At 45.8% G+C, this 26,579-nt stretch carries 22 protein-coding genes and 1 other annotated feature; of the genes, 18 read left to right on the top strand and 4 right to left on the bottom strand.

What is annotated here, in order from left to right; translation table 11 throughout:
* Window positions 1-66 precede the first annotated feature (66 nt).
* Window positions 67-332 (top strand) — a binding site (T-box leader).
* Window positions 333-397: 65 nt separating this feature from the next.
* Together tyrS and MKY35_RS16075 are read left to right on the top strand one after the other, a co-directional pair.
* Window positions 398-1,651, top strand: a complete 1,254-nt coding sequence (gene tyrS, locus MKY35_RS16080) for a tyrosine--tRNA ligase (RefSeq protein ID WP_342444221.1) — start codon at window positions 398-400, stop codon at window positions 1,649-1,651.
* A gap of 201 nt (window positions 1,652-1,852) precedes the next feature.
* Complete coding sequence (locus MKY35_RS16075) at window positions 1,853-2,722, top strand: AraC family transcriptional regulator (RefSeq protein ID WP_342444220.1); 870 nt, start codon at window positions 1,853-1,855, stop codon at window positions 2,720-2,722.
* Between the two features lie 78 nt (window positions 2,723-2,800).
* On the opposite strand, the gene rpsD is transcribed toward MKY35_RS16075, so the two are convergent.
* Complete coding sequence (gene rpsD, locus MKY35_RS16070) at window positions 2,801-3,400, bottom strand: 30S ribosomal protein S4 (RefSeq protein ID WP_013310919.1); 600 nt, start codon at window positions 3,398-3,400, stop codon at window positions 2,801-2,803.
* Between the two features lie 436 nt (window positions 3,401-3,836).
* Between rpsD and MKY35_RS16065 the strand changes: the two genes are divergently transcribed.
* The 5 genes from MKY35_RS16065 (at window position 3,837) to MKY35_RS16045 (ending at window position 8,825) form a co-directional block, all read left to right on the top strand.
* Window positions 3,837-5,822, top strand: coding sequence for a sensor domain-containing diguanylate cyclase (locus MKY35_RS16065; RefSeq protein WP_342444219.1), 1,986 nt, complete (start codon window positions 3,837-3,839; stop codon window positions 5,820-5,822).
* 195 nt (window positions 5,823-6,017) lie between these two features.
* Window positions 6,018-6,869, top strand: a complete 852-nt coding sequence (locus MKY35_RS16060; protein WP_342444218.1) for a hypothetical protein — start codon at window positions 6,018-6,020, stop codon at window positions 6,867-6,869.
* A gap of 76 nt (window positions 6,870-6,945) precedes the next feature.
* Entirely contained in the window at window positions 6,946-8,061 is a 1,116-nt protein-coding gene (locus MKY35_RS16055; RefSeq protein WP_342444217.1) for an aminopeptidase, read from the top strand.
* A gap of 89 nt (window positions 8,062-8,150) precedes the next feature.
* A complete protein-coding gene (locus tag MKY35_RS16050; RefSeq protein ID WP_013310915.1) occupies window positions 8,151-8,393 on the top strand; it encodes an HPr family phosphocarrier protein in 243 nt (80 codons plus the stop codon).
* A 141-nt stretch (window positions 8,394-8,534) separates the two neighbouring features.
* Window positions 8,535-8,825, top strand: a complete 291-nt coding sequence (locus MKY35_RS16045; protein ID WP_007431028.1) for a YlaN family protein — start codon at window positions 8,535-8,537, stop codon at window positions 8,823-8,825.
* Between the two features lie 140 nt (window positions 8,826-8,965).
* Here MKY35_RS16045 and cax read toward each other — a convergent pair whose 3' ends face one another.
* Window positions 8,966-10,036 carry a calcium/proton exchanger gene (gene cax, locus MKY35_RS16040; RefSeq protein ID WP_013371868.1) on the bottom strand — a complete coding sequence of 357 codons (1,071 nt, stop codon included), beginning with the start codon at window positions 10,034-10,036 and terminating at the stop codon, window positions 8,966-8,968.
* Between the two features lie 192 nt (window positions 10,037-10,228).
* On the opposite strand from cax, the gene MKY35_RS16035 reads away from it, so the two are divergent.
* The gene (locus tag MKY35_RS16035) at window positions 10,229-10,594 is read left to right on the top strand and encodes an Asp23/Gls24 family envelope stress response protein (RefSeq protein WP_013310912.1); all 366 of its coding nucleotides are present in this window, start codon (window positions 10,229-10,231) and stop codon (window positions 10,592-10,594) included.
* Window positions 10,595-10,820: 226 nt separating this feature from the next.
* On the opposite strand, the gene ftsW is transcribed toward MKY35_RS16035, so the two are convergent.
* Complete coding sequence (gene ftsW / locus MKY35_RS16030) at window positions 10,821-12,080, bottom strand: putative lipid II flippase FtsW (RefSeq protein WP_342444216.1); 1,260 nt, start codon at window positions 12,078-12,080, stop codon at window positions 10,821-10,823.
* Window positions 12,081-12,329: 249 nt separating this feature from the next.
* Between ftsW and MKY35_RS16025 the strand changes: the two genes are divergently transcribed.
* The 9 genes from MKY35_RS16025 (at window position 12,330) to MKY35_RS15985 (ending at window position 21,698) form a co-directional block, all read left to right on the top strand.
* A complete protein-coding gene (locus tag MKY35_RS16025; RefSeq protein ID WP_342444215.1) occupies window positions 12,330-13,535 on the top strand; it encodes a M20 family metallopeptidase in 1,206 nt (401 codons plus the stop codon).
* 84 nt (window positions 13,536-13,619) lie between these two features.
* A complete protein-coding gene (locus MKY35_RS16020; protein WP_023989320.1) occupies window positions 13,620-14,048 on the top strand; it encodes a CBS domain-containing protein in 429 nt (142 codons plus the stop codon).
* A gap of 299 nt (window positions 14,049-14,347) precedes the next feature.
* Window positions 14,348-16,114 (top strand): DNA repair helicase XPB, encoded by a 1,767-nt coding sequence (locus MKY35_RS16015; protein WP_342444214.1) that lies wholly within the window; start codon window positions 14,348-14,350, stop codon window positions 16,112-16,114.
* A gap of 6 nt (window positions 16,115-16,120) precedes the next feature.
* Complete coding sequence (locus MKY35_RS16010; RefSeq protein WP_342444213.1) at window positions 16,121-18,145, top strand: helicase-associated domain-containing protein; 2,025 nt, start codon at window positions 16,121-16,123, stop codon at window positions 18,143-18,145.
* Between the two features lie 108 nt (window positions 18,146-18,253).
* On the top strand, window positions 18,254-18,694 hold the full coding sequence (locus MKY35_RS16005; protein ID WP_342444212.1) for a YlbF family regulator: 441 nt from the start codon (window positions 18,254-18,256) through the stop codon (window positions 18,692-18,694).
* A gap of 39 nt (window positions 18,695-18,733) precedes the next feature.
* On the top strand, window positions 18,734-18,994 hold the full coding sequence (locus MKY35_RS16000; RefSeq protein WP_029517637.1) for a YlbG family protein: 261 nt from the start codon (window positions 18,734-18,736) through the stop codon (window positions 18,992-18,994).
* 229 nt (window positions 18,995-19,223) lie between these two features.
* Window positions 19,224-19,661: a hypothetical protein gene (locus tag MKY35_RS15995; protein WP_025717787.1), complete on the top strand. Its 438-nt coding sequence runs from the start codon at window positions 19,224-19,226 to the stop codon at window positions 19,659-19,661.
* Between the two features lie 211 nt (window positions 19,662-19,872).
* The gene (locus tag MKY35_RS15990) at window positions 19,873-20,829 is read left to right on the top strand and encodes a selenium metabolism-associated LysR family transcriptional regulator (RefSeq protein ID WP_342444211.1); all 957 of its coding nucleotides are present in this window, start codon (window positions 19,873-19,875) and stop codon (window positions 20,827-20,829) included.
* Window positions 20,829-21,698: a PHP domain-containing protein gene (locus MKY35_RS15985; protein ID WP_342444210.1), complete on the top strand. Its 870-nt coding sequence runs from the start codon at window positions 20,829-20,831 to the stop codon at window positions 21,696-21,698. The genes MKY35_RS15990 and MKY35_RS15985 overlap by 1 nt, the downstream gene beginning before the upstream one ends.
* Window positions 21,699-21,791: 93 nt before the next feature.
* Here MKY35_RS15985 and MKY35_RS15980 read toward each other — a convergent pair whose 3' ends face one another.
* The gene (locus MKY35_RS15980) at window positions 21,792-23,537 is read right to left on the bottom strand and encodes an NFACT RNA binding domain-containing protein (protein ID WP_342444209.1); all 1,746 of its coding nucleotides are present in this window, start codon (window positions 23,535-23,537) and stop codon (window positions 21,792-21,794) included.
* Window positions 23,538-23,766: 229 nt separating this feature from the next.
* On the opposite strand from MKY35_RS15980, the gene MKY35_RS15975 reads away from it, so the two are divergent.
* Window positions 23,767-26,565, top strand: a complete 2,799-nt coding sequence (locus MKY35_RS15975; protein WP_342446657.1) for a calcium-translocating P-type ATPase, SERCA-type — start codon at window positions 23,767-23,769, stop codon at window positions 26,563-26,565.
* Window positions 26,566-26,579: the final 14 nt, after the last annotated feature.

Genomic DNA, 26,579 nt, shown 5'->3' with positions numbered 1-26,579 from the left:
GCCTGTCTTTTGGTGTCGTTGACTACATAAAAGCAGTGTGTTATAAATAGGTCAAAGTAAATATCGTGAAAAGCAGAGAAAGACTTCAGTAGAAGGCGGATTCACGTTGTACAGAGAGCCGATGGGTGGTGTGAATCGGTAGCGTCCCTCCTTTGAATTACCGTCTGGAGCTGTCTGGATGAATGGAAAGCTTTTGCAGGTTTGCGAAGCACCATAGTAATCCAGTACCGGGTGTAGGCCCGTTATAGGAATGAAGTGAAAGAAATGTCTGTCTTTGACATACGTTTCTTTAATTAGGGTGGTAACGCGAGTAGCTCCTTCTCGTCCCTTGGGATGAAAGGGGCTTTTTGGTTTGTCTAATATGTAATATTTGGATGAAAAATAGGAGGTATACAGGATGAAGTGGGAAGAATTGAAGCCAGAGCAGCAGGTAGAGGTAGAACGACAGCTAGAGGTGATACAGCGGGGTGTAGCGGAAATTGTACCGGAGGATGAGCTGAAGCGTAAGGTGATCAAATCGGTCGTTAACGGCGAGCCGCTCAAAATTAAGCTGGGCCTTGATCCATCTGCTCCCGACATTCACATCGGACATACGGTTGTTATGCACAAACTGCGCCAGTTCCAGGAATTAGGCCATCAAGTACAACTGATTATCGGAGATTTTACAGGCAGAATTGGTGATCCGACAGGTAAATCGGAGACTCGTAAGCAACTGACTGAGGAAGATGTACAGCGCAATGCCCAAACATACAAGGAACAAATTTTTAAAATTCTCGATCCTGAAAAAACAAAGGTATTTTACAATTCCGAATGGTTAGGGCCAATGTCTTTTGCTGATGTAGTAACCCTGTCGGCCAAAGTAACGGTTGCCCGTATGTTGGAACGGGATGATTTTACAAAAAGGTACCAAAACGGATTGCCGATCAGCATCCATGAGTTCTTTTACCCGCTGATGCAGGGCATGGATTCCGTGGCTCTCCAAAGCGATATTGAATTAGGGGGAACGGATCAGAAGTTTAATCTTCTGATGGGTAGAACCCTGCAAAAAGAATACGGAGTTGAGCCACAGGCTACTATTACTTTACCATTGCTTGAAGGGCTGGATGGAGTTCAGAAGATGAGTAAAAGCTTGGGGAACTACATTGGTGTTGATGAGGAGCCGAACGAAATATACGGAAAATCCATGTCCGTTCCTGACGAGCTGATGCTGAAATATTTTGAGCTTGCAACGGATATCAACAACGAGGAGCTGGCAGAGCTGGCGAAAGGTGTTAAGGACGGCTCAGTGCATCCACGTGATGCCAAAATGAAGCTGGCTGGAACGTTAGTGCGCATGTACCATGGTGAAGAAGCAGAGGAAGCAGCGAAGCAGCATTTTGTGACCGTATTCCAGCAGCGCGCGCTGCCTGACGATATTGAAGAGTTCACCTTGACGGCTGATCAGTTAGAAGAAGGTGGCATTCGTGTGATCCAGTTGCTGACTCATCTGGGCTTTGCAGCATCTAACGGTGAAGCCAAGCGCAGTATTCAGCAGGGTTCGGTCAAAATTAACGAAGAGAAATGGACCGATGTGAACGAAGCATACACGCCGAAGGAAGGCGACATTGTGCAGGTAGGTAAACGGAAATTTGCTAAAATCAAGCTTGGATAATGAAAATATAATCAAAAGCAGCGCTGAGATTGTCTCGATCTCAGCGTTGCTTTTTTATTTCTGCCAAGTGAAAAGTCATGGTAAACTTAGCACAAATAATCAAACATGTAGGTAAAGAGTTATACATAATGAAAACGTGGGTTGCACAATTTGGGTGTAGGATCGATAATCAGAACAATTACGAGTGTGGGGAAGGATTATATGGACTACTTTAAACGAATTCAGTGTGCGATTGAGTTTATTGAATTGAATCTGCGGGAGGATTTAAAAATTGCCGAGATTGCTTCACAAGCATGCTTTTCAGCTTTTCATTTCCAGCGGGTTTTTCAGGCCATTTCGGGTTTTACGGTTCAACAGTATATAAGAAGGAGAAGATTGTCCGAGGCGGCTGAACGGCTAAAACAATCCAATCAAAAAGTGTTGGACATTGCTATTGAGTTTCAGTACAACTCGCAAGAAGCCTTTACCCGCGCTTTTGAAAAGAATTTTGGGATCACCCCTGGGAAATATCGTAACAGTGATATTGAGCTTCCTGGACAAAGCAAAATTAATTTTCTGGATTATCAAAAAAATACGAAGGGGGATTTGGATGTGAACAAGCCAGTGATATTGCAGCTCGAAACGACCAAAATTATAGGGTATGAATATAAAACAAATCTGAATAATGAGCAGCACTATAAAGAAATTCCAGGATTTTATGGGCACTTTGGAGCCAATGAATATTTTATGTGTATCCCGAACAAGATCGCACCGGGAATGTCATATGGGGTTGCCTGTCGATTTGAAGACAATGGTGCATTTTCATTTGTGGTGGGCGAGGCAGTTGAAAAAGAGTCAAATGAACTGGCAGAGGGTTTCATATATATGGAGATTCCAGCAGGGAAGTATGCTGAGTTTGACGCTTCGGGTTCAGATGGACGGGTTCAGAATATACGAGACTTTATCTATGGCACATGGCTTCCTAATTCTAATTTTGAACGGAGGGAGGGACCAGATTTTGAAATTACGGACGTGATGAATTCCTCCTATCCAGATCATTTGAGCATGAAAGTATACATCCCCATTGAATAAAACTCTCAGGCTCGATCATAAGGAATATAAAAAAAGCACCCGAATAAATTCGGGTGCTTTTTGGTGCTAATGCAGGGATTAGCGGTTGTAGAATTCGACGATTTGTTTTTCATCGATATCTTGGGACAATTCGCCACGCTCAGGCAAACGAATGAATTTACCTTCCAGAGCTGCGTCATTGTACTCCAGGTAAGCTACCAAGTGGTTGCGGTTTTCCAAAGCTTCTTTGATAGAAGACAGGGAACGACTTCTTTCACGAAGACCGATCACGTCGCCAGGGCTTACTTGGTAAGAAGCGATGTCAACTTTTTTACCGTTCACAGTAACGTGACCGTGAGCTACCAATTGACGTGCGCCTGCACGGGAATTAGCAAAGCCAAGACGGAATACAAGGTTGTCCAGGCGGCTTTCCAGCAAGAACATAAAGTTTTCACCAGCGATACCGTGCATGTGTTGAGCTTTGTTGAACAGGGTACGGAATTGTTTTTCACCCAAGCCGTACATGTGACGCAACTTTTGTTTCTCTTGAAGCTGCATACCGTAGTTGCTGATTTTTCTCCGTTGGTTTGCACCATGTTGTCCCGGAGGGAAAGGGCGTTTCAATTCTTTACCTGTGCCGCTCAGGGAAATACCGAGACGACGGCTCAATTTAAATTTAGGACCAGTGTAACGTGCCATTATAGAGTTAACTCCTTCATAATTAAAATTTGAGTTGGGGCTCTCTTTGCGCTCCAATTTGTTCGGCGCTACCTATTAAGGTGAGACGCACTACTGACAGAAAAGTTCAGCCGCTGTCCTGTCAGCAACAAAAAAGATGAGGGTGACACAAACTGTTACGCCCAAAATTTAAGATCCGCACAGTAGATAGTTCTGCCGTACAGTCTTTTTCAATAATATATACTACATGTAAGAGTAGGTCAATGTCAAGAAGAGAAAAAGAATGAAAACGTCAAATTTTGTCGATAGGGCTTTAGAACTAAAAAAGTGGGACGAATTTCTGGAAAATGGATGCAAATTTCTAGAGTTGGGAGTAAAATAGATCATATTATGAGCTATAGTGGTGTATAGCCGCTGTCTTGGTACAGCTAATTTTGCTGTGAAGGAGCGCCTTAATATGTCGGAATTTTCAACAACGGATCAGCAAATGCTTGACAGTAAAACGGTCCAGGCTAGCGGTGCTCCGCTGTTTGATGATAAAGGATATACTTCTTTTGCCTGGCTCCAGAACATGGATATGACACCCTATGATTTCCCCTATATTAACCAGCTGCTTGTCCAAGGATATCGGAGTTGGTTACAACAGGGCAATGGTATATCCTGGATTAACGAAGAATATACTGCTGTTTTTAATTTTATAGGTGTTCGTGTTGCTGGTAAAAAAGAAGATGATGACGAGGATTTGGATTTGGTCGAACGTTGTTGCATATCTAGAGAGATGGAAGTGAGCCAGCGCAAACTTCGTGATGGAAGCCTTTCGTTTGTGTATATGGTTCCCATACTATGCCGTAATTACAAGAGCGAGCCCTTTGCCGCTCTTCGTTTTACACGGCCTGCTCAACATTCTATCCCAAATCTGGACACATTGTTATCAGCTGCTTTACATTTTAAATCCTGCTTTTACACGAAGTTTGAGTACATATTTATGGAAGATGTCCTTGGGATGCGGAATCGAAGCGATCGTGAAGGTAGACGCCGTTCTATTTTATTTCAGATTGTAAAACGGATGCATGACAAAATTGACGTAGAAGGCGTGCTGGATGAGGTATTCGGGAGCATCGCCTATTTGTTTCCCCATGTAGATATCACCTTGTATATGAGTCAGGATCGACATAGTCGCAATCCGCAGGTCAAACCTTTACTGCTGCATGAACGGGACGAAGATGTATGCGTCCGTGCATTTATGAAAGGGCAAATGGCTGTGAATGAGCCTGTCGGTACACAAGATGAAATAACTGAAATCGGCATCCCATTACGTGGTAAGCAGGGCGTATACGGTGTTTTCCATATGATTCTTCCATCGGGCGCGGATAGTATGAAAAAAGTGGATGTAGAGCTGATTGCCATGATGGCGGATACGGCTGGCACCGCATTTGAAAATGCGAAGCTGCTTGAGCAATCGAATGTACTTATCCATGAATTGCGTCTCATTAATGAACTGGTTCAGCGCTTGAATCAGAGCCTGAAGTTAAATGAAATATTTGAATTTGCCGTGCAGGAGTTATTAAAAATGTTCATGGCGGACTTTTGTTGTATTGTACAGCTTGACCAGGATGGAAACTGTTTTAAGGTCATGTCGAGTAATGTGGAAAGCTTAAGACTGGAAAGTTACCCTCTTGAAGATGGATTTGCTGGACTAATACGCTTAACAGGGGAACCAGTGATTGTGTCGGACTATAGAAAGGATGGGAAGATATCCTCTCATTTTATGGATGCGACGCACTCCCAGTCTTTGATGGCTGTACCTATGAAGACCAGCGGTACTCCTAAAGGGGTTATACTATTGTCCAGCAAGCTTCCACACTTTTTCTCTTACGATAATTACAAAATGTTGCAAATGCTAGCCCCTCATATCGGGTTGGCGGTAACCAATGCTATGCTGCACGCTGAGGTGCGGCGGTTGGCTAATATGGATATGTTAACAGGTCTGTATGTACGTCATTATGTGGACCAAATCATTCAGCAACATCAGGAAAAGGATTTCTGTGGATCTCTTATTTTGGTAGATATTGATCAATTCAAACAGGTGAATGATACGCATGGGCATCAGACGGGTGACGAAATTTTGAAAAGCGTCAGCAATATCGTTCGTTCGGCGACTCGCGATGAGGATGTATGTGCGAGATGGGGCGGCGAGGAGCTTGCCATTTATTTACCGCAGCTGGGGGTGCAGCAAGCGCTCGGATATGCAGAAAAAATACGTTACCGCGTACAGCATGAAACTGAGCCTCAGGTGACTGTTTCTTGCGGGATTGCTGAATGGAACTGGCTGGACGAGCAGATCAGTATTGAATCTTTATTTTATAGGGCTGATATGGCCTTGTACGAAGCGAAAAATGAAGGACGCAATCGAATAGTTGTTGATCATGTAGCCAATGTGTAGAGAATATTCCTTAGGGAATGTTCTCTTTTTGTCTTGCATAACCCTTTGCAGACAGGTAATCCTAAACGCAGCTATATCGTGTGTATGATTGAACTATAGGGATAACGCGATGAAGTGAACCAGGTAGCATAACTGGCTTGAAGCAGGATTATTGCTCATGAGTACAGTTATGTTCAGGATAGGACGGATGATGGGATGCATTGGAAAAAGCAATGGATGATGCAGGTTTGTGGTGTGTTGCTTGTAATAGGTGTGTTAAGTGGTTGTGCACTGGATCGACAATATACGCCTGAGCAGATTTTTAAGAGAGCTGTTGCAGGAATGGCTGGCAAAGAGATGGTAACGTTCACTGGACGGACTGCAATTAGAGCTGACAATGGTCAGCTAACGAATAAGCAGTTTGAATATCGTGGTAGGCTAAGAAATCACGATGAATTGACCATGCACTGGGGCTCTGCAGAGGCTTTCCGTAAGCAAGGTGGCTACGCAGCACTGAAACAAGGTAAGTCCAAGCATGATGTTACACAGGAACGTTTTCTTCGTCAGAGTGGGAAATGGGTTGCGCTGACATCCGGTTATCCTCCTGTGGTTGGAAATGGTATGTTAAATCGCTTCAATCCGATTCAGGAGCTTGAGGAATTAAATACACTGAATAAGAGCATTCGTATGGAAACGGGAGCTGCCCGAGGAACTTGGGTGTTGAGGATTGAACCGGAATCTGCTTCGGCAAAGCGCTGGTTGAAAGATCGTTTAATAAAAGAAATGAATACGTTAAACCCTCAAATCGTGATATTAAAAACGCAGCAGACAGGAACGAATCGAGAGCTGCGAAAGAAGCTGAGCCAAATATGGGCGCAAAGTTGTGAGGATATGAACAACCAGCTGGAGCAATCCATTGTGCATACGGTGTATCATTTGACCATAGATCGCCAAACAGGTTTACCCTTAAAGCTTTCATCCGAATGCCAGATTACCCGACAGGGAGAAAATGAAGATCTGCATCAAGAGGCTTTGACAACCAGAGTTACTTTTGAGGACTACAAGTAACGTGGCGGGCGTGATACAATGGATTTTGAATTAACCATTGTTCAAAAAGAATGAAATAGAGAAGGAGAGACACTACATGAAAGATCCTAGAATACTTAAGCTGGCGGAAAATTTAGTAGGTTACTCTGTTGAAGTGCAGCCTGGAGAAAATGTATTAATCGAAATGATTGGTACAGAGCGCGACTTACTTAACGCCATCATTCATGAAGTTGGTAAAAAAGGTGGAAATGTTTTTGTACAACTTACAGACCGTAAGGTACAGAGCGCCATGCTTCGTAACGCGACAAAGGAGATGCTTGAGACCTGGGCTGAGATTGACCTTAACCGGATGAAGCAAATGCACTGCTATATCGGAATTCGTGCAGGTGAAAATGTAAATGATTTGTCAGATGTGCCGGAAGATAAAATGAAATTGTATAATTCCATTTATCAGCATGCGGTACATAGCGAACAACGTGTGAAACACACCAAATGGGTAGTGCTGCGTTATCCGAATGACAGCATGGCTCAATTGGCGAATATCAGCACAGAAGCGTTCGAAGATTTTTATTTCGATGTGTGTAATCTGGATTATGCAAAAATGGACAAAGCTCAAGATGCATTGGCAGACCTGATGAATCGGACGGACAAGGTAAGGATCAGCGGACCGGGTACGGATTTGAATTTCTCTATTAAGCAAATTGGAGCTATCAAGTGTTCAGGTCAATGTAATATCCCGGATGGCGAAGTATACAGCGCGCCTGTACGTGATTCCGTTAACGGAACGATCAGCTACAATGCACAAACCCTGTATAATGGCATTACTTTTGAAAATGTTAAATTCCGTTTTGAAAATGGTAAGATTGTGGAAGCGACGAGTAACGATACGAAGCGGCTGAATGATATTCTCGATTCTGACGAGGGAGCACGTTATATTGGCGAGTTTGCCATCGGGTTTAATCCGCACATCTTACATCCAATGAAGGATATTTTATTTGACGAGAAAATCGCAGGCAGCTTACATTTTACACCAGGTCAAGCTTATGAAACAGCGGATAACGGTAATCGTTCATCGATCCACTGGGATTTGGTTTTGATTCAGCGTCCAGAATATGGCGGTGGTGAAATTTATTTTGACGATGTTTTGATTCGTAAAGACGGCATCTTTGTACTGCCTGAACTGGAGCCATTAAACCCAGAGAATTTAAAATAACGATATCCGTTCTTGCTGAGAAAGCGATTTCAATGTATCATTATGGATGAGTAACGATACATGACAATTCAGTAAAGCGAGGGATTTCTATGTCCAATAATAACGCGGCGGTTGTTGAAATTGCACAGACGGCGAGCAAGTTCACCTCTTCCATCGTCCTTCATTCCGAAAATAAGTATATTGATGTGAAAAGTATACTGGGCTTGTTTACGACCCTAGTCAGCAGCCATAGCTATGAACTACACGTTCATGGACCAGATGCGGAGGAAGCTAAGAAAGCGATCATCGAGGTGTTCGAGAAGCACGGACTTCATATTTCTGTAGCCAGCTAACTTTATTCTTGAAGCAAAAGCATCCCTACCTGTAACTGTAGGGATGCTTTTTTTGTCAGGTTCTTGTATTAGCCTGCAATTTGGTCTAATATTAAGGATAGGACGTCTTGTGCGACATTGAGACATAGGGGGGAAGAATCCATGACTTCATCTGATTTGCAGGAACAATTGAATATCAAGGCTATTAATCTGCTTCAGGAAGATGCAGATAAAATAAAGAAGCTTATTGAAGTACAGATGGAGAATCTGGCAACCCGTTATTGCCCTCTCTATGAGGAAGTGCTGGATACTCAGATGTACGGATTTTCCAAGGAAGTGGATTTTGCGGTTCGCGCTGGACTTCTTCCGGAAATGGTAGGTAAACAGCTGGTCAGTGAGCTGGAACGCAATCTGGCTATTCTATATGAGGCCATGAATAATAAGGCCAATTAGGAAGACGGTTGAATTGATGAGAGCATGCGGAGCTTGAGAGCATGCTTTTTTTGATGCCTTTTTTTAAAAAATGTTCTTTTAGGATGGTAAAAGCGCATCCCCTTCCACCATCCTAATGAACATTTTAAAACCTTAAAAAGCTACACAAGGAAGAAGGATACACCTAACAATACATACACTACCAGTAGCATGAGTCCCTCATACCAGTTGGTTGAGCCGTCCTGGGTGATGGATTTGGCGATAAATACAGCGACAGCAATGGCGACCAGCTCAATTGTGGTGAAAACAATATTCATCGTGTTTCCCATAAAGTAACTGACAAAAATCAGCACGGGGGCAACAAATAACGCAATTTGCAAACTGCTGCCGACAGCAATTTCGACAGATGCACCGATTTTATTCTTCATCGCCAGTAAAATAGCAGCGCTGTGTTCGGCTGCATTACCAATAATAGCGACGAGGAAGGCACCTACGAACAATTCGCTGAGCCCAAATTGGGTCGTAAACACCTCCAGCGTACCTACCAGCCATTCGCTGACAAAAGCGACCATGACGGTAGCAAGTACCAAATAGGCAATGGATTTGTTTCTGGACCATACAGGGGCATGCTCATGTGGTAATTCTTCATCTTTTTGTTCGGTCACGTCAGCTAAATAGTCCTTATGCGTAATCATAGAAAAAATAAGCCACGCAATATACGCGACAATGAGCGTGCCTGCGACAATGAGGCTGAGCGTATCTGATTCGCTATCCGTGATAACGTGTGTGTTCAAAAAGACAGCTGGAACGAACAAGGCAATAACAGCCACAATCATCAGAGAACCACTTAATCCAGCCAGCGATATATTGAAATTTTGTACTTTGTACTTTAAACCGCCAGCGAACAGACTTGCTCCTAGCACCAACAGCAGATTGCCGATGATAGAACCGGTAAGACTGGCCTTTACCATATCGTAAAGACCTTCTTTAACAAGAAAGATGGCGATGATCAGTTCGGCTGCGTTACCAAAGGTGGCATTTAAGAATCCACCTAAACGTTGGCCAGCATAATGCGCGACACTTTCGGTCGCCCTGCCGAGGAAACCGGCTACGAATACAACAGAAATTGCACAAATGACAAATTGGGCTATAGCGTTCCAATGTGTGTAATGAGCGACTGCGCTAAGAGCAAATGTCGCTATAAGCAAAGCGGGAGATAACCATTTTTTCAATGAAGAGCACCTCGATATCAATAGATGTGTACAAGTTTGGTGAAAGCTGTCACTTGTATGGATTTTCTAAATTAATATACCCAAAATGATATAGGTTGTAAACGAAAGTTGTTTTTCATACGTAGGGTTTGCATTTGGAGTGGCTGAGGCTTTACAATACAAATAAAGGATGGATGAAGGGGGACATAGGTCATGGCAGAGCAAATTCAACAACTGGAAGCAGGAAACATCAAGATTTCCAACGATGTCGTAGGTAAAATTGCCGGGATGGCCGCATTAGAGACACCGGGCATTGCTGCAATGTCAGGCGGCTTATCGGAAGGCTGGGCCAAAAGGCTGAGCGGTAAAAATGTGCAAAAAGGCGTATCAGTGGAGGTTGGACAGCTGGAAGCTGCCATTGATCTACGTATTATCGTACTCTACGAAACACCTATTCATGAGGTGTCCCGAATTCTTCAGCAAAATGTGCGAGAAGCCGTCGAAAGTATGACAGGTTTGCGGGTCGTGGAAGTGAACGTAAAAGTGGAAGGTGTGGCGTTCAAGGACGACGCAGTGTAATAGAATCAAGGGCCGATAATTCTACATTTTTAACCAATTGTATACATGCCGGGAATTCCGTAGGATAACCCGAATAAAAACACGAAAACTGGTGGTTATACAATCGCCAGTTTTCGTTTTGTGAATCAACAGTATAGCCATTTTTGCAGAAGAATTCTCGTCTTTTATACATAACCAAAAGAACTTCCAAAGCCACCGTTGTAAGTGGTCCTTGGAAGTTCTTTTTTTAGCGAAAACGGTTGGTTCTACGAGTTTGAAAGCGATTGGGTACTTCATTACGGACAGCTACCCCTGTGGTGCGTTCCTGCACCGCTTGTTTGGTGTTCTCACGAGAAATACTGAGCATAATGCCCATGGAAAACATCATAACAAGCAGGGAGGAGCCACCAAAGCTGATAAATGGAAGCGTTACGCCAGTGATTGGAATTGTTTGGGTTACACCGCCGATATTAATGAAGGCCTGAATGGCGATCAAACCCATGATACCGGTGCCTACCAACGTTCCGAACGGATCATGGCAGCGCAGAGCAATGATCATGCCTCGCCAAATGAAATACAAATATAGCATCAGGAATATGGCTGTTCCGATAAATCCGAATTCTTCACCAATTACAGAAAAGATAAAATCATTAAATGAATTAGGAAGATAGTGAAGCTTGATAATACCTTTACCAAATCCTGACCCGTTTAAGCCGCCTTCACCTATAGCTTGCAAGGACTGTACCAGATTGTATCCCGTTCCTTGTCTATATTTCTCGGGATTAAGAAAGGCCTGAAAGCGTCCGATTTTGTAATCTTGCTTGGCAGCAGCTTGTCCATCTGTGTTTCCAGAATCTCCTCCAAACAACGACCCAATACCAAATACAATGGAGGCGCCTAGCACGAGCAGAACAATTGATGCTGTAATATGCTTGACACTGGCTCCCCCGGCATAAATAATCAGACCACTCGTAGCAACCAAAATGAAGCAGGAGCCTAAATCAGGTTGAAGCATGATGAGTCCTGCAACACAGCCTACAATGACTGTTACAGGTATGTAGCCAGTCCGCAGATCTCTAAAGCGGTCTCCTTTTTTGACAATCAGTGCAGATAAGTAAAGAATGATGGAAATTTTCGCAAGCTCCGTTGGCTGGAAACCAACACTACCAAACCTGAGCCAGCTTTTTGCGCCGTTAAGTGAGCCTGTAAAAAGAACGATGATTAGCAGTAATATAGTTATGAAAAATAAAGGTACAAAAAGCTTTTTATATTTTTCCATCTTAATATTCATAGCTACCAACATAATAAAAAGTCCAAGTACAGCAAATGCAGATTGGCGCTTCACAAAATATAAAGAGTCAAAATTGTATTCTTTATTCAGCAAAGCTACGCTGGAGCTGGAGCTAAATACCATAATTACACCGAATCCAACCAGTAACAAAGTGAGGATCAGCAATTGGAAATCCGGTGTGCCTCTTCTTCGAGTCTCCGGCTTCGTATTTCTCATATCAGCTTCCCCCGGTATTCGCCACAAGGTATATTCCTCGCAGACGGTTATCATTTTATCGTTTACCCATTTTATCATATTATGTTTGATGGGCTTCTGCAACCTCCCTGGAGCAACAGATATCACAACAATTCCATATCTGCTACAATAGGATAAAAATGAAGACTTGAGAGCAGCGGTGCATACGTGGTGACGCTGCATGATGAATCGGGAACTTGCCCGGTGCTTTAAAAGGAGAGGTGGAGCATTATGACACAACATGCGCTAGACAAGACCTGGTTTGACCAGTTGCAAGAAAATATGGTGGAGTGGCGTAGACATTTACATAAGAATCCCGAAATTTCCTTTCAGGAAAGCAAAACCGCAGCTTTTGTAGCGGATAAGTTGGAGAGTTGGGGAATCGAGATTCGCCGTCAGGTAGGGGGACACGGTGTTGTAGGCACCATTCGTGGTGCTAAACCCGGGCCTGTCGTCTTGCTGCGTGCCGATATGGATGCTCTTCCTATTCAGGATGAAAAGGAATGTGAATATCGCTCCAACGTAGACGGAGCCATGCATGCTTGCGGCCATGATGGACATACATCCGCGCTACTTGGAACGGCTTACTATTTCAGTCTGAACCGGGACGAGCTGCAAGGAGAAATTCGGTTGTTGTTCCAACCTGCGGAGGAATTGCTGCCTGGCGGAGCAGTCAGTGTAATAAAGGATGGTATATTGGAAGGTGTGGACGTCATTTATGGTATCCATTTATGGACACCTTTTCCTGTCGGGACGGCTGCGAGTTGTGCAGGGCCGCTGATGGCGGCGGCAGATGATTTTTATATTGAAATCACAGGTAAGGGTGGGCATGGTGGGATGCCCCAGTCCACTAAGGATAGTGTCGTGGCGGGTTCAGCTCTTGTCATGCAACTGCAAAGTGTCGTAAGCCGTTCAGTTGACCCATTACGACCTGCCGTGCTGACGGTGGGAACCATCCAAGGGGGCTCTGCGCAAAATGTGATCGCAGAAACGTGTCGCTTGAGTGGAACGATTCGTACGTTTGATGAGGAGACACGAACGGTGATGAAGGAGCGACTGCATGAGGTAACAGAGCTCACAGCCGCAACATACGGTACAACAGCACAGGTTCGCTATATTATGGGATACCCACCAGTTGTCAATGACGCACATGAAGCATCTCGTTTCTTTAATGAAGCAAAATCTGTTTTCGGCAAGGAGAATGTACAAGAAGCATCGAAGCTGATGCCTGCTGAAGATTTTGCGTATTATTTGGAACGTGTGCCAGGTTGCTTCATGTTCGTAGGAGCGGGTAACCCAGCTAAAGGAGCGGTTTATCCACACCATCATCCTAAATTTGATTTTGATGAGGATGCTATGATTAACGCGGTTCGTTTGTTTATTGCAATGTCTACGGGATACGCTGCGGAACGAAAAGTAGGGGCAATTAAGGGCTAAAATGAGTGGAATTGGGAACGGTTCAATCTGGAGTATGAGCTGAATGAAATGGGGTACCCTACTCTTGAAAAGGAGGGAGTACCCATGAAAAAAGTTCAGGAAGTTATGACTAAAAAATGCGTAACGGTTACCCCGCAGGACAATATTTATGAAATTGCGGTCAAAATGAAGGACAATGATACTGGTTTTATTCCGGTTGTGGAAAGCGAAGGCAGTGATAAGTTGATCGGTGTAGTAACAGACCGTGATCTTGTCGTTCGCGGTTATGCGGCTAAAAATTCGGGTTCGGGTTCGGTCGATACAGTTATGACGACAGGTATTCGTACAGCCAGTGCGGACATGTCGGTGGACCAAGCAGCTGAACTGATGGCGGAGCAGCAAATCCGTCGGTTGCCTGTGACGGAAGGAGACCGTCTGATCGGGATTGTCTCGATCGGGGATTTGGCTGTTCGTAATATTTTTGCAGACAACGCTGGAGAGGCCCTTAGTCATATTTCCGAGCAGGTCCATTAGAAGAATAATTAAGGTAGACATTAGTTTGGGAAGGTCTTTACCCCGAGCTTCTAATCAGGAGTTCAACCCGAATATGGGTTGGGCTCCTTGCTATTCTGGTTGATATTCGAATAAACGGATAAGCTATTTATTATATAACTGAATCAATTTCATAATACCTTTAGCTGCTTCAATCAAAACTAGATATAGATCAAAATGATTCGATTTGTCTGTATCTAGTTACAACCACCAAACTTTAATGAGTTATGAAATTGATTCAACTTTAAAATGATGTATTGTTAGATTATCAGGAGGTAGTCATGAATCCAGATCATCCTTGTATTGTACAACGTGATTTTACCGTTCTGCTGGAAATGGGCTTGCCCGGTTCGGAATGGGCTCGTTCACAGTTGCAGATTTATGCGGAGCTGGTTAAAAGTCCGTCCGCTTTTCATACATACCACATCACTCCACTGTCTTTGTGGAATGCAGCTGCCCTCGGATGGAGTGCTGAGGACATTCAAAATAGTTTGTATTCCATGTCCCGTTGGGATATTCCACGTGATTTGTTGAATGATATTGAACAGCTCGTTTCTCGCTATGGGACGTTGACGCTTTCACGAGGTACGAAAGAAGACGGAGGTATAAAGACAGGGAAAGCCAACAGCTATACAATAGGTGATCACTTGATCTTGGCAGCAGAGACCCCCGCTTTACTGGATGAGCTACTGACCAAGCAAGAGCTAAAACAGCTTGGTTTACTTCGCGTTGATGAGGAAAGCGCATCGGTCCCGCCCGAAAATCGGGGCTTGCTCAAGCAGGAATTAACTCGCTTGGGATATCCCGTTGTGGATACGGCAGGCTATCTTGAAGGGAATCAGCTTAATTTTACCTTGGGAAAGGGACAAACGAAGTTGCAGCTTCGTGATTATCAAGTAAAGGCCGCTGATGCGTTTGAAGGAGCGGACGGCTTAGGGGGTAGTGGTGTACTGGTGCTTCCATGCGGAGCTGGAAAAACAGTGATAGGCATGGCGGTGATGAATCGGCTTCAGTGTGAAGTGCTTATTCTAACATCTAATACTACTTCTGTACGGCAATGGGTAGAAGAATTAAAGCAAAAGACGGATATTTCTGCCGATTCCATCGGGGAATATAGTGGTCAGAAAAAAGAAGTGCGCCCGATTACGGTGGCAACCTACCAAATTTTGACACACCGTCGCACCAAAGATGGGGATTTTGAGCATATGAAACTGCTGAGTGAGCGGAAGTGGGGACTCATTATATATGATGAGGTACATTTGCTGCCCGCGCCAGTATTCCGGGCGACGGCTGACATTCAGGCTACCCGTCGTTTGGGGTTAACAGCCACGCTGGTTCGAGAGGATGGTTGTGAACGGGATGTATTCTCTTTAATTGGGCCCAAACGGTATGATATGCCGTGGAAGGAGCTGGAGCGACAGGGCTGGATCGCTCAGGTCGATTGTGTGGAGCTACGGCTTCCAATGACAGCTGAACTTTTGGAGCGCAGTATGCGTGCTGAGGGCAGACAGCAGTACCGAATTGCAGCCGAAAATCCGATCAAACTGGAGGCGGTGCGTAGCCTGATGCAGCAGCACAGCGGTTTGCCCACGCTCATTATTGGTCAATATTTGGACCAGTTGCGTACATTGGCTCAGGAGCTCGGTGTCCCACTGATTACGGGTTCAATGAGCCAGACGGAGCGGGTGCGTTGGTTTGATGCATTCCGCAAGGGTGCAATTCGGACCCTATTGGTGTCCAAGGTTGCAAACTTTGCGGTGGATCTGCCGGATGCAGCAGTAGCCATAGAGGTATCGGGTAGCTTTGGCTCTCGCCAGGAAGAAGCGCAGCGACTGGGACGCATTTTGCGACCAAAGTCAGGCGAGAATAAAGCTTATTTTTATGCGCTAGTGACGGAGAATAGCAAGGAGACGGATTTTGCAGCTCGTCGTCAGCTGTTCCTGATTGAGCAAGGCTATGAATATGCGGTTCGCAGATTTAGTGTGACAGAGGCTATTGGAAGCAGGGATGCTAAGTCTGGAGATCGTGGAAAGAAAAAGGAGGCCTAATCCAGAATGGGCGTAACGAACACGCAAGACAGCTGGAATGAGCTTTCATCGGATGAGCTGTTGGTACTTAGACGATGCTTTATTCGGCACGCGGGACAGCCCATGAAGGAAGAAGAACCTATACAGTTTACCCGGGGATCGTTAAGCGGAGTCGAAACGAAACTGGCACTGCGTGGATTACGTGCACGGGGCTGGCTGGAGGCTGTTACCAAATCGTGGGGCGAACGAATTTTATATATCCCGGTTTATCGACTACCGGATCTGTACGATATGTTGTTAGAGCAAAATCCAATGAACATGGTGCATTCGGATCATCCGATAACGGTACATGAATCAATGACAGGCCTGGAGTCGGAATTGCTGCATGCGTTGTCACGTATTGCAGTACAGGGCGTCCCTTTGACGGCCAAAGGAACCATACATAAGCGATCATTGCAAAAATTGAATGAACTGACCCCCTTTCGCCTAGAGGACCTGATGGGTCTTGGGTTGCATTATGCGCATGCAGAGCTGTATCCTGTGCAAACGGTGGTCATGATGGATTTGCTACTCAGTTTGGGGCTGTTAGTGAAAGAAACGGTGTCTTTTCGCATTCAGGAAACGGAACTGGCGACTTGGATTCGTTTGTCTGCTTGGCAAATGCGCAAGCATATTTTTGCTACACTCATGGAAAGATACGGCAAGGCCGAAGCATCCATGCAGCATTTTCGCTATATGCTGTGTGCCGTCTCCCAGTATATGGGAACAGAAGGGTGGATATCTATCAAGTGTCTGCTGCAATGGATGCTTCAAGTAGGCCTAATCCAGCAGGAGAGTACGAGCGGAGCTGATTCCAAGAACGGCGCCCTTTTAGACTTCATTCCTACATCCTCAAATCCGGAAGGGTTTGCGGGAGAAACGGGTTCTGATTTTAATTTTAATGGATCTTTCATGGAGGGATTGAAGGGTTGGCTGAAGGCCCTGACTGCGTTTGGAATGGGTGATTGGGGCCAGACTGCATCGGGTAAACTGTGTTTTCGCTGGAATGTATCTGTGTTAGACATGCTTCGTCCCAATAATTACGAGGATACACATCAACAACAAGGTACTTTTTATGTACAACCTGATTTTGAAATATTGGTTCCGCCAGATGTGGCATATGATGTGCGCTGGCGACTGGAATGCTGCTGTGAACGTGTGACAGGAGATCGGATGGCAATATACCGGATCACCAGAGAAAGTGTTACAGAGGCAATCGAGTTAGGGATGGAAGCCAAAGCAATCCCTGCTCTACTGGACAAGTTCAGCCGGACAGGCGTGCCTGATCATGTACGTATGGCGGTAGAACAGTGGGCAGGCGATGTCGGACGGACGGCTTTTGCAACGGTAACACTTTTGCGATGTGGCACACAGGAGGATGCAGACATGGTTGCACGCCATCCCGCGCTGGAAGGATTGCTGGAACGGCTTGGCGACAAGGACTTTATTATTCCGGCGAGCTCTGCTGTCAAAATACGAAAAACGCTTGCTGCAATAGGATTAGGTCCACGTCGTGAACCCGAAGGTGTGGACGAGCCAGCTCATCATTATCCACTGATTTCGGAAACAGAGAACATAAATTCAGGCAGCCTCAACAGTGAAATGGAGTCCGAACCTATTCAAGCCCGTTCTATATTTTCCCAAGAGGGGAGAGCAGGTTTGGTTTATACAGGGCGAACGCTGCACTTTTACGAACAAGAGCATACACTGCCTGATCCGTCTGACTATTTTCCAGAAAGATCTACAGTCCCCTCCTCATGGACAAAAGAATGGAGGAGTTACCATACTTCCACTGCCCGGCAGTTGATCGAGCAAGCGATTCGTTGGCAGGCTGCTGTGGGGCTGCGAATCGGTGGGAAAGAGGTTAAATGGATACCGGAGGCGGTGGTTTCCGGTGCACCATGGAGTGTCACAGGCTGGTATGCCTCAGGAAGGGATGACGAAACACTTTCTCCTGCGACCTTACAGCCAAGTGAATGGTCAGACATGCGCTTGCTGGTTCCTATTACATAGTAGGGCCAGGAAGTGCATGAAACTCCTTCTTCTCAAAAGAAGGATGTGGTATGATAAATGAGTCTACTTTTACAGGGTAGAACTTTATATAAAGTGAGATGAACATTCATGAGCGTAGCCGAATTGAACACGGTCAATATGGCAGAAGTGCTTATTAACGCCTATGAATTGGGCGATATGGTCAACCGATCCTTTGAGGTATCGGATTATTTATATTGGAAACAGCGTGTGGAATTGAATCCGTCTATTCAGGCGTGTGTACGCAAGCTGGATGCCAAAAAGGAGCTATTCGCGGAAACGGAGCGTTTTGGGCATTTTCATCCGAACTATCATGAAGCGAAGGATGCAGTGCAGGTCGTTGAGCTGGAACTGGAACAATTCGTGGATGTTAAGGAGTTCAAACGAGCCGAAAAGGCGCTGGATGATATGCTTCATGCCTTGTCTGAAACGATTGCATATTCCGTGTCCGAGACTATTAAGGTGCCGAGCAACGATCCGAATGTGAAAAAAGGCGGATGTGGTAGCGGAGGGAAATGCTCCTGTGGATAGGTCATAGGAATGATACCGAGTGGAGGGGAGATGAAGCGAATGTTTGCCGAGCGGACAGGGTACATCATTTGGGTAAGCGATATCAAGGCTGCCCGCAATCTGGAGAAATACGGAAATGTCCACTTTATTTCAAAGCGTATGCATTATGTAGTGATATATATGAATGCGGATCGGGCAGAAGACACCGTTAAAAATATTCGCAGACTTTCCTATGTGCGTAAGGTCGAGCGTTCTTTTCGAAATGAGATTAGGACGGATTACAACGACGATAAGGAAAAGATGAAAGAATATGAAATATAAGCTCAAATGTCTATAAATTGTAAACTTTTCTTGAAAAGTCAGCCTACAGGCTGGCTTTTTTTTGTGAAGTCAGGACTTTTGCATAATGGTCTTGATGCTGTTAGACCTAAAAAATCTTTAAATATCACCCATAAACTTCAATTTTGTAACTTGTAGTCCCGGGTCTGTTGAGGTAACATATGAATATATTGGTAGATATAAAGACCTATCTGGTGGGGAGAGTGATCCCGTGCGTGACAAAGCAATGCAGCGATGGAGTACATACGAACCGTTCTATGTGGAGATGGGCGATAAAAAAGTCGCCGATATCGTGATAACAAATCATGCGAAAACACGTTACTTAGATCGGGTAGAGCAGAAACAGTCCGAGACGAATCATATCGCCGCCTGGCTTTGGGAATGCCTGAAGCAAAACAGGATGGAGTCCTATTATCATAACGAAGAGGATGTATATTTAATTGATGGTGATCTGGTCGTCGTGGCCGAATTTGGAGAGTTGCCCGGCGAGATGGATATTGCGGGGAATCCGCTTCACAAAATGATTGTCATTACCTTTTTGGGCCGGATGTCGGAGACCATTGAATTAAGGGATTTGAAGTCATACTATTCATGGTTACGCCATTCGCGGCGCATGACACTGATGAAAAGCACTCGTAAGCAAAAATAGACGGTCATTTGGAGAACGGCTTCAGATGAAAAAATCTCCAAACTTCCTGAATACCGTTAAGTTTAAGTAGAAAGTATGCAGTTATTAGCTGCATGCTTTTTTTATTTTCCAATAATAAAACTACCCAATTCAGTAAGTTTACTTGGAAATGCTTCGACAGACGTTTTTCTTATGTTAAAATAGGGAGAACAGAGGGGAGAGGGCTGTCAGTATGAACTTTCATCAGTTGCACATTTTTTATACCGTAGCGGAACGCGGGAGCTTCTCGGCGGCGGCACAAGCGCTGCATATGACACAACCTGCGGTGACGATGCAAATTCAGTCTTTGGAAGATTATTTTGGCACGAAACTGCTGCAACGTTCGACTAAAAAAATCGAACTTTCAGAGGCGGGAGCGACACTCCTGCCTTTTGCGAAAAAAAGCATGCAACTGATCAGGGAAGCTGACGAGGCGATGTCTGCTTTTACTCACATGTTGGAGGGAAGATTGCATATTGGCGCCAGCCTAACGATTGGTGAGTATATTGTACCCAGAATGCTGGGACCGTTTGGTCAGGAATACCCTCATATACGCATGGCGATGAATGTGATGAATACAACTCAGATTATGGATGATATACTAAAACATCAGCTGAATTTAGGACTGATTGAGGCCCCAGTCCAGCATCCGGATATCGTGGTGGAACCTGTGATGCAGGACGAACTGAAACTGATTGTGCCTTCAGGACATGCGCTGGCCAAGGCTAAAAAAGTGGTTCTGGAAGATGTGTTCAAGCATCCTTTTGTAGCCAGAGAAAAGGGATCTGGTACACGTCAAGTAATAGAAGATGAGCTGAAAAATCGTGGTATGGATGCCTCCCGACTTGGGATTGTAATGGAGATGGGGAGCACTGGAGCGGTTAAATCGGCGGTGGAGGCTGGACTGGGTATTACCATGCTATCACCTTCTTCGGTGAAGCATGAAGTTGCGCTCGGATTATTGAAAATTGTAAATATTTCAGATATCACGTTCAAACGAGAGTTTTATGCAATTCATTTGAAGTCGGCGTTGTTGCCGATTCCGGTAGTAACCTTCCTGTCTTACTTGCGTCGTCATGATCAGGGAACGGACGTGCTGAGGGACTCGCAGGACGAGCTTGCAAAGGTGGAAAAGAAGGAGGATGTATAATGAAGGAGCAGATTAACGTAAAACGATATGATTTACACACACACACCCAAGCATCTGACGGAATGCAACCACCTGCAGATAATGTGCGCTGGGCCAAGGAAAAAGGGCTGGCAGGTGTGGCCATTACAGATCATGATACGGTAGCTGGCCTAGAGGAAGCTCTGGAAGAGGGAAAACGCATAGGAATTACTGTGGTGCCAGGAGTGGAAATTAGTACTCGAGCTGGCGATAAGGATATTCATATACTCGGTTATTTTATGGATTACCGCAATAAAGTGTTTTTGGAACAGTTGGAAAAGCTTCGCCAGGCACGGGATACCCGTAATGATTTGATTTTGAGCCAATTGCGTAGTCTGGGTGTGGAAATCACACTGGATGAAGTGGTGGCTACGATGGGCAGACCGCTGGCATCAGATGAAAGCATTGGACGTCCGCATATGGCGGATACGCTGGTTCAAAAAGGATATGCGAAGGATATGCGGGACGCGTTTGACCGTTACTTGGCGGAAGGAGCGCCCGGATATGTGTCTGTACCCCGTGTAGAGCCTGCGGAGGCCATAAACTGGATTCGTGAAGCAGGAGGGGTACCCGTGGTGGCCCACCCTGGCTTGTACGGAAATGATGAGCTGGTTCGTTCTATTATAGAGGAGGCGAAGCCTGCGGGCTTGGAGGTGCGACATTCGGACCATGATGCTGAGGCTGAGAGCCGATATACTGCGATGGCGGCGCAATATGGGCTCATTGCAACTGGCGGCTCAGATTTTCACGGTGCACGCCAAGGTGTTATTTTCCACGGTGATCTGGGTAGCCGTAGTGTGGAAGGGCAGGTAGTCGAGGAATTGAGGAAGGCTGCTGTTGGACAAAAGTAAATAAAAAGCCCCTTGCCTTATGCATGGAACACAAGAAGTGTATCGTGCAAAGAACAAAGGGCTTTTTTGGTGGATTCAATAGGCTAGTAGGACTTACCCGTTTTTGATGCGATTCGGCAGCTTTTTGACTAGTTCCTCATCGGGTGTAATGAAAAGCGTACGCTGATGGTCGTAGATGACAAAGCCAGGTTTGGCTCCGCTAGGCTTACGTACATGTCGAATCAGGGTGGCGTCCACAGGTACACTGCTGGACTGCTTGGCCTGACTAAAATAAGCAGCGAGTTGAGCTGCTTCCTCCAGCGTCGCATCTCCGAATTGCTCAGCACGTATAACGACGTGTGACCCCGGAATATCCTTTGTGTGCAGCCAGGTGTCATTTGGTCCGGCCAGTCGATTTGTTACATATTCATTTTGCAAGTTGTTTTTGCCAACCAGTAACTCGATACCTTCGGATGATGTATAGACGTGCAGGGTTGGACGGTCGTTTTTCTTCTTTTTCTTTCCTTTTTTGACCCGATCTCTGAGATAGCCCTGCTGAACCAGTTCTTCACGTATTTCCTCAATGTCATTCATAGAGGCATGGGCTAGCTGCTGAAGAAGACTGTCCATATAACGGATTTCTTCGTGCGTTTTCTCCAGTTGTTCGTCAATGACAGCTAGGCTGTTTTTATATTTGTTGTATTTTTTAAAATACCGTTGCGCATTATCCGACGGGTTGAGTAGTGGGTCCAGTGGGATGGACATTGGACGCTGTTCCTCATCATAAAAGTTGATGATCGTCACTTCTTTGTCCCCTTTTTTCACCTCATGCAGCGAAGCGAACAGCAACTCTCCATAAATGCGAAATTGATCGGCATCTTCCGCCTCGGCCAAATCCTGTTGGAGATAGTCGAGTTTTTTTACGTTTTTGCTCCGCTCATTTTGCAGAAACCGCAGTAGGTCACTGACCTTTTGCTTAACCGTATCCCTTTCTGCTTTTTCACCGAAGAAGTCTTCCATACACTCACTGATCGTAGCGTACTCCTTACGTTCTCCTTGGATCAACGTCAGTGGAATGGCTGAGAATATCACTTTATCTTGTGCGTTTAGTCCAGATACCGGCTGAAAACGATGGTTCCGCACGTCATCCATGATGTGACTGAATGTACTCCATAGTGAACGATCACTATCACCAGATACTTCATTAGTTACTCGAGTTAGTATCTCTTCAGCAATGAGGGGACTGAGTCCAGTAAAAGTGTTCACGATCCAGCGTTTGGGAGCTTCTCCGGCCTCGAGTGCTGTTTGATACGAGGATATGAAAGCTGCCTCTTCTGTTTCTAGTGGATTTAGCTTGTTTTGTTCAGGAGGCTCCGTGTATTGAAAGCCGGGCATAATGACCCGATAGCTGCTAATAGACGGTGTAACATGATGAATGCCATCTAGCATCACGCCTGTTTCCGGGTCAAGCAAAATAATGTTGCTGTGTCTGCCCATCAGTTCAATGATAATTCGTTTGAGTGAAATATCCCCCAGTTCATCACGTTGACGTATATCCATGTGAATAATACGCTCCATGCCCACCTGCGTGATTTTCTCGATAACGCCTCCTTCGCAATGCTTGCGAAGAAGCATACAAAACATAGGGGCTTCTGTCGGATTGAGAAAGCTTTGTTCTGTAAAATGTACACGCGGGAAGGTCGGATTAGCCGACAGTAGCAGCTTTATGCTTCCGCCTTGTGCCCGCAGATTCAGCACGATATCGCGATCGTTTGGCTGATGTATTTTATTAATGCGCCCGCCCCGGATGCCTTGCAGTTCGTGTACGATAGCGCGGGTTACGATTCCGTCCAATGCCATAATTATGTTCTCCTTTGAAGCAAATGTATTTTCGCCTTCCTACTATGATACATAACTTTGGGACAAAACTTAAGCGGCTTTGTGATATTTCAGATCCTGTCCGAATAGATTGAATCTAGAAAGTCTGTCCAGCTTATCAGCAATCGCGGCACAAAAATATAATAACGGGCAGCCATCCTACGCACAACCGACGGAAGCGGACTATCTGACCGGGAGGGAATTGGGGAGAATGGAACAAGCACACTGGCACCAATTAAGCAATGAACAGCTTTCAACAAGTCTGGAAGTCGACCCGAAGCAGGGTCTTTCGGAGGAACAGCTTGCGGAACGAAGAGAAAGGTCAGGATGGAATGAGCTGAGCGAGGGGAAGCGAGTTTCGGCAATCTTGCTGCTGCTCAACCAGTTTAAGGATTTTATGATGCTTGTATTGATGGGAGCGACCCTGATATCCGGCCTGCTTGGCGAGTATTTGGACGCGATTACCATTATTGCTATTGTTGTACTGAATGGAATTCTTGGCTTTGTACAGGAATTCAGAGCTGAGCGTTCATTGCGAGCTTTGAGACAACTATCGGCTCCAACTGCCAAAGTGTTGCGGGGCGGAAAACGAATTCAAGTTCAAGCCAGAGAACTGGTACCGGGTGATATTGTGCTGCTGGAAAGTGGTGATCGCATTCCCGCAGATGTAAGGTGGTTGAGTACAAACGGCTGTGATGTAGAGGAGTCCGCCCTGACAGGTGAATCGGTTCCTGTGAGTAAGCATTCCCGCCCTATTCATGCCGCCGAAGTACCACTGGGGGATCAAAAAAACATCGGTTTTATGGGCACAATGATGACCAGAGGAACCGCACAAGGAATGGTTATACGTACAGGTATGAGTACCGAAATGGGTAAGATCGCAGACTTGATTGAAAATACGGAGTCGCAGGAGACACCGTTGCAGCACAGATTGGAGCAATTGGGCAAAATTTTGATTATCGTAGCGTTGGCGCTAACGGTGCTCGTTGTCGTAGCAGGCATTTTACATGGACAGCCAGCCATGAGCATGTTCTTGGCCGGAGTGAGCTTGGCTGTGGCGGCTATACCGGAAGGGTTGCCAGCTATTGTGACGATTGCGCTCGCATTGGGTGTGCAGCGTATGATTAAACGAAAGGCGATTGTGCGTAAGCTGCCTTCTGTTGAAACGCTCGGCTGTGCATCTGTCATTTGTTCCGACAAAACGGGTACCCTGACCCAAAATAAAATGACGGTTACCAAGCTATGGCTGGACGGCCGCTTCTGGGGAGTTACGGGAGAGGGCTATGACCCTCACGGGCATATTATGGATAGAGACCTTCCTGCCGATCTTAAAAACGGACAATCTCTGCGTAGACTGCTGCAAGCCAGTGTGCTTTGCAACAATGCGGAAATTGTTCAAGCCGATACAGAGGAGCTACGTTCGAAAAAGAAAACCAAAGAGCCGACGCCGTCCGCTGTTTGGGAGCTAAAGGGTGATCCGACGGAAGGAGCGCTGGTCACGTTAGCTGCCAAGGGCGGAGTCACGCGACAAGGGCTATATGAGCTATACACAAGGGAGCGAGAATTTCCTTTTGACTCGGATCGGAAGCGAATGTCGGTACTCGTACGCCACCAGGGAGGACACATTGTCTTTGCCAAAGGTGCACCGGATGTATTGCTGGGCCAGTGCTCCTACATTTTATGGGAAGGAAATGTCGTTCCGTTAACGGGTACGCTGCGCCAAAAGGTACTGGCAGCTAACGAAGGAATGGCCTCGGAGGCGCTACGTGTACTTGGTGTCGCTTACCGTGATATCCGCTCGCATGAGCGTGTCTCCACGGTTGAGGAGGCTGAAGCACAACTGATCTTTATCGGGCTGACAGGCATGATTGATCCGCCACGTCGCGAGGTTCGCGAAGCCATTGGCAAGTGTCGTCGTGCTGGCATTCGCACTGTGATGATTACCGGAGATCACGGTACAACTGCAGAGGCCATTGCACAGCAACTGGGCATTCTTCAGCGCGGATCCCACGTGTTAACAGGACAGGAATTGTCTGCGATGGATGATGCGTCGCTGGACAAAGCCGTTGATACCGTCTCTGTATATGCACGGGTTTCGCCGGAGCACAAGCTACGGATCGTCAAGTCACTGCAAAGACGCGGACATGTCGTAGCCATGACTGGAGATGGCGTCAATGACGCTCCAGCGATAAAGGCGTCGGACATCGGCATTGCAATGGGCATTACAGGGACGGACGTGACCAAAGAAGCGGCTGCGCTTGTTCTGAGTGATGATAATTTCTCTACGATTGTAGCCGCAATTGAGGAAGGACGGAATATTTACGAGAATATCCGTAAATTTATCCGTTATCTACTCGCCTCCAATGTGGGTGAAATTTTGACGATGTTTTTTGCCATGATGGCCGGGCTGCCGTTACCTTTGTTACCGATCCAGATTTTATGGGTGAATCTGGTGACAGATGGCCTACCAGCGATGGCTCTGGGGGTGGACCAACCAGAAAAGGATCTCATGGAGCACAAACCTCGTGGCGCAAAGGAAAATATTTTTGCTCGTCGACTGGGCTGGAAAATCATTAGTCGTGGCTTGTTGATTGGTTTATGTACGCTAGCGGCTTTCTGGCTGACATTACGTATTGCACCGGATGACGCAGGACAATTGATCAAAGCACAGTCCGTTGCCTTTGCTACGCTAGTTCTGGCGCAGTTAATTCATGTGTTTGATTGCCGCAGTTCCCGTTCTATTTTCCATCGTAATCCGTTTCAAAACAGTTATCTTGTGCTTGCCGTGCTGTCTTCCGTAGTGTTAATGCTAGTGGTTATGTACGTGCCTATGCTGCAACCTATTTTCAAAACGGTACCGCTCGGTTTGCGTGAGTGGGCGCTATCCATTGTCGCAGCTGGGATTCCGACGTTTCTGATGGGAGCGGGAAGTGTGTGGGGCGGTCGACGCAACCGTCGTCGCGGCGGAAATACACACTTTTCAGCGGGACGTACGAAGTTTTCAGCCTAGAAATCGGATCATGT

The organism is Paenibacillus sp. FSL L8-0638 (assembly GCF_038593075.1).
GTDB lineage: Bacteria > Bacillota > Bacilli > Paenibacillales > Paenibacillaceae > Paenibacillus > Paenibacillus polymyxa_D.
The sequence above is the reverse complement of the archived record's forward strand: the minus strand, read 5'-3'. Positions and strand labels throughout refer to the sequence as shown.

Excerpts from the sequence above, each read along its gene's own strand:
- MKY35_RS15990 (WP_342444211.1), top strand. The coding sequence starts at position 19,873 with ATGAACTTTCATCAGTTGCACATTTTTTATACCGTAGCGGAACGCGGG.
- ftsW (WP_342444216.1), bottom strand. The coding sequence starts at position 12,080 with ATGAGAAATACGAAGCCGGAGACTCGAAGAAGAGGCACACCGGATTTC.
- MKY35_RS16020 (WP_023989320.1), top strand. The coding sequence starts at position 13,620 with ATGAAAAAAGTTCAGGAAGTTATGACTAAAAAATGCGTAACGGTTACC.
- MKY35_RS16075 (WP_342444220.1), top strand. The coding sequence starts at position 1,853 with ATGGACTACTTTAAACGAATTCAGTGTGCGATTGAGTTTATTGAATTG.
- MKY35_RS16065 (WP_342444219.1), top strand. The coding sequence starts at position 3,837 with ATGTCGGAATTTTCAACAACGGATCAGCAAATGCTTGACAGTAAAACG.
- MKY35_RS15980 (WP_342444209.1), bottom strand. The coding sequence starts at position 23,537 with ATGGCATTGGACGGAATCGTAACCCGCGCTATCGTACACGAACTGCAA.
- MKY35_RS16050 (WP_013310915.1), top strand. The coding sequence starts at position 8,151 with ATGTCCAATAATAACGCGGCGGTTGTTGAAATTGCACAGACGGCGAGC.
- MKY35_RS16000 (WP_029517637.1), top strand. The coding sequence starts at position 18,734 with ATGTTTGCCGAGCGGACAGGGTACATCATTTGGGTAAGCGATATCAAG.
- MKY35_RS15975 (WP_342446657.1), top strand. The coding sequence starts at position 23,767 with ATGGAACAAGCACACTGGCACCAATTAAGCAATGAACAGCTTTCAACA.
- MKY35_RS16035 (WP_013310912.1), top strand. The coding sequence starts at position 10,229 with ATGGCAGAGCAAATTCAACAACTGGAAGCAGGAAACATCAAGATTTCC.
- MKY35_RS16025 (WP_342444215.1), top strand. The coding sequence starts at position 12,330 with ATGACACAACATGCGCTAGACAAGACCTGGTTTGACCAGTTGCAAGAA.
- rpsD (WP_013310919.1), bottom strand. The coding sequence starts at position 3,400 with ATGGCACGTTACACTGGTCCTAAATTTAAATTGAGCCGTCGTCTCGGT.
- MKY35_RS16010 (WP_342444213.1), top strand. The coding sequence starts at position 16,121 with ATGGGCGTAACGAACACGCAAGACAGCTGGAATGAGCTTTCATCGGAT.
- MKY35_RS16015 (WP_342444214.1), top strand. The coding sequence starts at position 14,348 with ATGAATCCAGATCATCCTTGTATTGTACAACGTGATTTTACCGTTCTG.
- MKY35_RS15985 (WP_342444210.1), top strand. The coding sequence starts at position 20,829 with ATGAAGGAGCAGATTAACGTAAAACGATATGATTTACACACACACACC.
- MKY35_RS16060 (WP_342444218.1), top strand. The coding sequence starts at position 6,018 with ATGCATTGGAAAAAGCAATGGATGATGCAGGTTTGTGGTGTGTTGCTT.
- MKY35_RS16045 (WP_007431028.1), top strand. The coding sequence starts at position 8,535 with ATGACTTCATCTGATTTGCAGGAACAATTGAATATCAAGGCTATTAAT.
- MKY35_RS16005 (WP_342444212.1), top strand. The coding sequence starts at position 18,254 with ATGAGCGTAGCCGAATTGAACACGGTCAATATGGCAGAAGTGCTTATT.
- tyrS (WP_342444221.1), top strand. The coding sequence starts at position 398 with ATGAAGTGGGAAGAATTGAAGCCAGAGCAGCAGGTAGAGGTAGAACGA.
- MKY35_RS16055 (WP_342444217.1), top strand. The coding sequence starts at position 6,946 with ATGAAAGATCCTAGAATACTTAAGCTGGCGGAAAATTTAGTAGGTTAC.